This is a genomic window from Prevotella sp. MGM1 (assembly GCF_002933775.1).
GTDB lineage: Bacteria > Bacteroidota > Bacteroidia > Bacteroidales > Bacteroidaceae > Prevotella.
Window position 1 is genome coordinate 1 of record NZ_BEWV01000044.1, and the last position, 5,417, is coordinate 5,417.

At 49.0% G+C, this 5,417-nt stretch carries 6 protein-coding genes; 3 read left to right on the forward strand and 3 right to left on the reverse strand.

Features of this window, described 5'->3' with window-relative positions:
* Positions 1 to 396 precede the first annotated feature (396 nt).
* Entirely contained in the window at positions 397 to 1,599 is a 1,203-nt protein-coding gene (locus MoGM_RS00875; protein ID WP_104368351.1) for an MFS transporter, read from the reverse strand.
* 15 nt (positions 1,600 to 1,614) lie between these two features.
* Positions 1,615 to 1,941 carry a multidrug efflux SMR transporter gene (locus MoGM_RS00880; protein WP_104368348.1) on the reverse strand — a complete coding sequence of 109 codons (327 nt, stop codon included), beginning with the start codon at positions 1,939 to 1,941 and terminating at the stop codon, positions 1,615 to 1,617.
* Positions 1,942 to 2,099: 158 nt separating this feature from the next.
* Between MoGM_RS00880 and MoGM_RS00885 the strand changes: the two genes are divergently transcribed.
* Positions 2,100 to 2,663 (forward strand): Crp/Fnr family transcriptional regulator, encoded by a 564-nt coding sequence (locus MoGM_RS00885; protein WP_104368349.1) that lies wholly within the window; start codon positions 2,100 to 2,102, stop codon positions 2,661 to 2,663.
* A gap of 77 nt (positions 2,664 to 2,740) precedes the next feature.
* Here the strand turns inward: MoGM_RS00885 and MoGM_RS00890 are convergent, their stop codons facing one another.
* Positions 2,741 to 3,202 (reverse strand): mobilization protein, encoded by a 462-nt coding sequence (locus MoGM_RS00890; RefSeq protein ID WP_233210090.1) that lies wholly within the window; start codon positions 3,200 to 3,202, stop codon positions 2,741 to 2,743.
* A gap of 225 nt (positions 3,203 to 3,427) precedes the next feature.
* Between MoGM_RS00890 and istA the strand changes: the two genes are divergently transcribed.
* Positions 3,428 to 5,029: an IS21 family transposase gene (gene istA / locus MoGM_RS00895; protein ID WP_104368350.1), complete on the forward strand. Its 1,602-nt coding sequence runs from the start codon at positions 3,428 to 3,430 to the stop codon at positions 5,027 to 5,029.
* The coding region (locus MoGM_RS00900) for an ATP-binding protein (RefSeq protein ID WP_158249530.1) at positions 5,016 to 5,417 on the forward strand (402 nt) is incomplete at its 3' end. The genes istA and MoGM_RS00900, both read left to right, overlap by 14 nt.

Genomic DNA, 5,417 nt, shown 5'->3' on the forward strand with positions numbered 1-5,417 from the left:
ATAAAGACAATGACAAAGGATAATAATAAAGGTTGTTGATACAAAAAAAAGAAAGGAAGAGGAAGAGGAAGAAAAGAAAGAAAGGAACAGAAGTCGGATACACAGGAATAGAGAAGGACAAAGCAAGTCTAGATACTAATTACACATATATAATATAAAGAGACAATGGCTACAATCTTTTTTATGACACTGTCCAAAGATTTTCAGTAAATCTGTATAAGGAATATACCCCTTTGAAATCAAGAGAGTTAGAAGAATTACCTCGTTTTGGGGTAATGAGCTGGCAACCGTCCTGATTGCCGTGGTCTGCATCGCTTTGCTTGTTTGGGAAACTCTTACGGTACAAAGGTATGAAAAATATTCAGACTGAAAGGATCATTCCAAAAATTATTTTAGTCAGAATATTGAGCATTCATCCTTATGCAGTCTTGGTTGGAAGCAATTAACGAACAAGGAAGCCACGGTAAAGGCAACTCCTACTCCTACCACGCCTGCCCATCCGTAATGTTGCCAAAACAGACCTGAAACGAATGTACCAGCAGAACCGCCCAGGAAGTAGATGGTCATATAAACGGTATTGACTCGGTTGATGGCGGATGCGTCGAGGGAGACCACGCTAGTCTGATTTGACAAATGGATGCATTGCATTCCTGCATCAATCAAAAGGATGGCGATTATCATCCACAAGTAGCTGTCATTTCCCAAAAATGCCAACAACCATGCAGCCAAGATAACACATCCCCCGACAATGGAGAAGAACCTTACGCCGTACTTCTGGATATAGCCGCTAATGAATACAACCGTAGACGCACCTGCCAATCCGCACAAACCGAGTGCCCCGATAATATCGTCATCCGCAAAGAATGGCTCTTGCTTCATCCGGAAAGCAAGGCAACTCCACAACGCAAAGAACGAGCCATAAGCCAATGCCGCCCTCAACGAAGCGATACGCAAGTACGGGTATTTGGCAAGCAGACGCAACAAGGATTTCATCAGACCCGCATAATTTTCACGTGAACGAGCAGGCAGAACGGGAAGCATCTTGTAAATCATAAGAAAGCATCCGAGCATAAACACACAAGCCACAAAATAGACGGAACGCCATCCCCACATATCAGCCAGGAAACCACTTAACACCCGTGAGCCAAGAATGCCTATGAGCAGACAGGACTGTATAATCCCCACGTTGCGTACCTTGTGTGCTGGTGCTGAATGGAAAGACACCAACGGGATGAAGAACTGCGGCATAACCGAAGATGCTCCGGCAAGCAAGGATGCGCCCCACACCCAATAGATGTTAGGGGCAAGTGCTATGGCAAGCAATGCGCACGATGAAATGATATAATTGGTCAATATCAGCTGCTTTCGTGAAACCAAATCGCCAAGCGGAATGACAAACACAAGTCCGACTACATAACCTATCTGGGTCAATGTCGCAACCATGCTGGCAGAAAAGTCGCTTACCCCAAAATCCTTTGCCATGCTGCCCAACAAAGGCTGGTTGTAGTAGCAGTTGGCAACGGAAAGCCCGGTAGCGACTGCCATCAGAGCCAGCAGAGGTGCCGGAATGCCGTGGTTTTCTCTCAATTCATATTTCATCATTTATTCCTCCTTTCAGTATGACACAACTTTCAATCCAATCAAGGAGGCAATGAGCGTGAACAGGAAGAAAAGCCGTATGGGAGTGGCCGGCTCTTTGAAAACGAATATCCCAATCAAGACCGTGCCGACCGCTCCGATACCCGTCCAAATAGCGTATGCCGTGCCCAAAGGCAAAGTCTGAACCGCTTTGGCAAGTAATGCCATACTCAATACCGTGGAAGCCAAGAAACCGCTTCCCCACAGATAAAAACCAATACCTGATGCCTCTCTCGTTTTTCCCAAGCAGAATGTAAGGCTTACCTCAAACAATCCTGCCATAAATAAGATTATCCAATTCATACCTATGATTTATTAAATTCGGGTGCAAAAGTAAGCAGGTTATTCCTGAAAACTTTTTGCATTTGGTAAAAACGACTTTTGCATTTGACAAAAAAACAGCTGCTCGTTTTCGTTTCTGTGCGCTATTTTATAATTTTGTGCCACAACTACAATAACTTATGGATATAAAGGAAATCATCAACCTGAGATATGCCATGCCGGACGCGTCTTTTGACAAGTTACGGCAATGCCTGACGGAAGTCTCATACCCCAAAGGATTCCAAGTGTTGGAATATGGCAAGGTAGAAAAGGACATCTTTTTCATCAAGAAAGGCATTGTTCGCGCCTATACTCTGGTGGAGGGGAAAGAAATCACTTTTTGGGTCGGCAAGGAAGGGGCGACCATTGTTTCCATGAAAGGATATGTGAATGACGAGTCGGGATATGAAACAATGGAGCTGATGGAAAATTCTGTCTTATATGTATTGGAAAGGAAAAAACTGAAAGAGTTATTCTTGGAGGATTTGCACATAGCCAATTGGGGACGGCGTTATGCGGAAATGGAACTGCTTGCCGCCGAGGAACGGCTGATTTCCATGTTGTCTGCCGTCGCCTCGGAACGGTATCACGAGTTGTTGGAGAAAGAGCCTGATTTGTTACAGCGGTTGCCGTTAGGAAGTATCGCCACCTATTTAGGCATCACACAGGCAAGTTTGAGTAGGATTCGGGCACAAATAAAATGACGTTTCAACCAACTGAGGATAGCAAGCGGTTTTGGTCTGCCCCAAACACAAACTTGCTATTCTTCCGTTATTATTGTTTATAATCCCATGCCCTTGCCTCTCCTAAGCGGTTCAACCGTCCTTTTAACGGATGAGAACAGCCTGCCAAACTGCTCCTTGAACCACTCTCCAATCACTTGCCCGTTGATGGCAAGTGCAAGCTTGGACTTGTCTTTCGGGTCTTTTACCACTTGGAAGCCTGCTTCCTCGGTCGTGAACTTCCGCCTGTGCTCTTCCGAATAGAGCTCGCCCTCGTAGAACAGCGGTTTGCCGCTGATGAGCGTGGCAGTCTGCCTTTCGTTGAAGCCGACTTTAAGGCAGAACTTCTCCATATACACCAGCTCTTGAAACAGCGGAAACCATTTCTTGGCTTTTTGGATAATGGATTTTAGGAATGACACTTCCTCTTGGTGTGCCGCTTCCTTGTCCGCCATTTCTCTGCGGTGTTTGGCTTGCAGTTCCATCAGTTGGCGGCTGTGTTCCTCCTGCTGCCGCTCCATCTGCTTTTGCAATAATTCGATACTCTCGTCACGGGCGGCAACTGGAAAAGGCGCGAGAGTTTGACCTCTTCGGGCACGCGGGACTGACCCCTTCGGGCATAATAAGATTGACCCCTTCGGGCAAAATAAAATGACCCCTGTCGATGATACGGCAGGGGAATTTTTTTGTAGTTTTGAGAATCCTTGTCCTGGCACGGCGGGGTTCAATGTCAAATACTACAAAATATGATTGCAAAATTAAAAAACATCCTGAGATGTTACGCAGTCGGAATGGGAATAAAAGAGACGGCCAATACGTTTCACATTTCCCGCAACACAGTGCGCAAGTATGTCCGGCTGTTCATTTCAAGCGGCAAGCCTACAGATCAGCTGCTTGAACTTACGGAGGAGCAACTCCGTGACATGTTCGGATGCACGGAGTTCCGTCATCGCGAGCCTTCGCAGCGCCAGCTCGAACTTGATGCGCTGATACCGGATTATGTCGCCCGTCTTTCACGCAAGGGAATGACCGTGCGCAAGCTCTTCAATGAGTATCGGGAAGGTCATCCCGATGGCTTTCAGGAATCTGTGTTCAAACGCACCGTCAGACAATACAGATTCCATACCACTGTCGTCGGTCATGTCGAGCACTACGCCGCCGACCAGATGTACATCTACTTCGCGGGCGACAGACTCGCGGTTGTCGACGAGATGACGGGCGAGGTCAAGAAGGCCGAAGTGTTCGTGGCCATACTTCCGTTCAGTCATTATACTTACTGCGAGGCCGTATGGTCCCAGCGCAAGGAAGACCTGATCAAGGCCTGTCAGAACGCCTTTCAGTACTTCGAGGGTGTTGTGGCGGCCATCGTTCCCGACAATCTCAAGGCGGCGGTGAAGACCAGCGACCGTAACGAACCGGTAATCAACGAGGAGTTTGCCGCCTTTGCCGAACATTATGGATGTGCCGTATACCCGGCGCGTGTACGCCATCCAAAGGACAAGGCACTTGTCGAGAACGCGGTCAAGCTCCTGTACCGTTCAGTCTATCTTGATATCGAGGGAATGGTTTTCAACTCTCTGGATGAGCTGAACACGGCGATACACATATCGCTGCTAGACTTCAACGAGAAGCCGATGGCCGGCCGTGAACTGTCGCGCCGTGACATCTTCCTTCGCGGGGAGAAGGACTTTCTCCGCCCCCTGCCCGAGAAACTGTTTGTCATGAAGGAACGCAAACTGATGACAGTCGGCAAGAACTGCTACGTATCCCTGTTCAAGCACCACTACAGCGTTCCCCGCGAACATGTGGGCAAGCGTGTTGTCATCCTCTACGATGCCGACACAGTGGAGATATATTGCGGTCTGAACCTCGTGGCGACGCACGACAGATGCGACATCCCTTACACATACTCGTGGAAGAAGGAGCACAACCTGCCCGGTCATTACGGCCCTTACGACAAGGATCTCGAGGAACTCTTCCAACGTGCGGCGGAGATAGACAATATCGTTCTGGATTACCTACGAGAAGTAGACAGACGGATGCAGTACCCGCCAAAATCCTTCAGCAGCTGTCGGGGGATACTGTCGCTCGAGAAGAAATATGGAACAGACCGGCTCATAGCGGCATGTGTATGCGCCTCGCAGAAATCTGAATACGGATATCAGGCGCTGCGTGAGGTCCTTGAACAGGGCGATGACGCCGACTTCCTTCCCGACGAGGATGGAACAGTCCATACCCCGGCGCAATCATCCCCCGCGCCTGTGCACAAAAACATCCGGGGGTGCGAATACTACAGCGTCAACCACAAAGAAAACGTAAAAAACGACAACTCCAATGACAACAAATGACAAGACAGCGCCGGTGAGACAGCAGCCGGACCAGAACGCCATATCGCTGGATCTGATGAACCGCATGAAAATGCACGGAATGGCCGAGGCCTTCCGCGAGAGTCTGGCCGGAACTACGGCACAGGCCATGACCCAGGACTCATTCCTGTCCATGCTGCTCAGCCGCGAGTGGGACTACCGCGCGCAGGCAGCGGTGACAAGACTGACAAAAAACGCATCGTTCCGTTACAAGGCATACCTCGAGGAAATCGACTATACGGTCAGCCGCGGTCTTGACCGCAACCAGATGGAACGGCTGGCTACCCTTGACTTCATCCGCAACGGACAGAATCTCTTCATAACAGGATCTGCCGGCACGGGCAAAAGCTTCCTCGCCTGTGCCCTGGGG